The sequence below is a fragment of the Cupriavidus sp. UYPR2.512 genome (genome assembly GCF_000379565.1).
In the GTDB taxonomy this organism is placed as follows: domain Bacteria; phylum Pseudomonadota; class Gammaproteobacteria; order Burkholderiales; family Burkholderiaceae; genus Cupriavidus.
The window spans coordinates 1-1,214 of sequence record NZ_KB903116.1 but is presented as its reverse complement, the minus strand read 5'-3'; the positions used below and the strand labels follow the sequence as shown (position 1 = coordinate 1,214).

Below are 1,214 nucleotides of genomic sequence, written 5' to 3'. Positions count from 1 at the left end.
TGAAAATGACGCGCCCATTTTTGCCCAAACTACCCGTTTTGGTCAGGTAGGTATCGAATCCTTTTATCTTAGCCTGTCGCCCGCACTCGGCTAGGCTTGCGCCATTCGCATATAAATCGAGTACGGCTAGTAGCCGAGACTCCGTTGATCCAAAATTCGCCCTATTTCTCAATCGACACGATCTGTCCACTTCGTCTTGTTGCTCTGGCGAAAGCTTCCGATAAATCGCCTCGCCTCTTTTTCTCAGCTCTCCTTTGTCGGTCAGATACGCCTTGAAATCCCTGAGGCCAGACACGCGTGTGCATTCGGCTAAGCTGTTGCCTGCTGCATACGGCGGCAGGCCAGCCAGAAATCGTTGCGTTGTCGTGCCAGATGGCAGGACGAGTCCAGCAGCCTCTCCGACATCCGTCGGGACGGTCTCGGGAGTCCGCTCGGATCGGTTGCGTTCGCTTGTGATCGCCGCGGATACGGGCTCACTTCGTTCCCGCAAGCCGATGGCACGGCCAACACGTGATAACAAGCCTCGACGGCGCGAAGGTTGTTCCGACCCGCCGCCGTGCAATTCATCAGCCTGAACCAAGCCATGTCGATCGCCCGCTTCGCCAGGGGACTCTTCCGTGGCACCCGTGACCGCAGGGCCCTGAGAAGAGCCAGGTGTTTGGCTTCTGTCGATACGGAAACTGTATCCTGGCACCGCCTGTTCCTGTCCATATTGATTTGAAATGCGTGCAGGTGCACCAACGGAACTGATCCCAAGATCGCTCAGCCCTTGCAACGCTTCCGACAAGTTTCGCCTGGAATCACGTGGGGAACTGACAGGGCGGGAGGGTCCGTGATGCTCTGGTGAAACATCGGTCAATGAGTTGGCCGTATGCCCAGCTTGCGTGAGGCGGTCGTAGTCAGCAATGAACCCGGAAACATCATAAAACGGATCGGAGATCTTTTCCATGAAGCAGGCATGTGCATCGATCTTCTGGCTAACAATCGAAGCTGGCATGCTGTTGAGTAAGAGGAGGTAAAACCATAATGTATTCTTTATAATTTTTTCCGATGCCTTGCGAAATTTATTCCTCAGCGGCGAAATTTGGCGGTTTCAAGAGGCGTTAATGGGATGGACGCCCCCCAATCCACCCAAGATAAGGACATCAGCAAGCCTTATAGGCGGCATGTCGATGAGGTTTCTGGCGAGGCGGACGTGGTTTAGCGCGATCCGG

1 protein-coding gene is annotated in these 1,214 nt (G+C 54.7%); it reads right to left on the bottom strand.

Annotated elements, in window-relative coordinates:
* Positions 1-949, bottom strand: a 949-nt coding sequence (locus A3A5_RS43540; RefSeq protein WP_157637283.1) for a hypothetical protein, incomplete at its 3' end; no start/stop codon positions are given.
* Positions 950-1,214 lie beyond the last annotated feature (265 nt).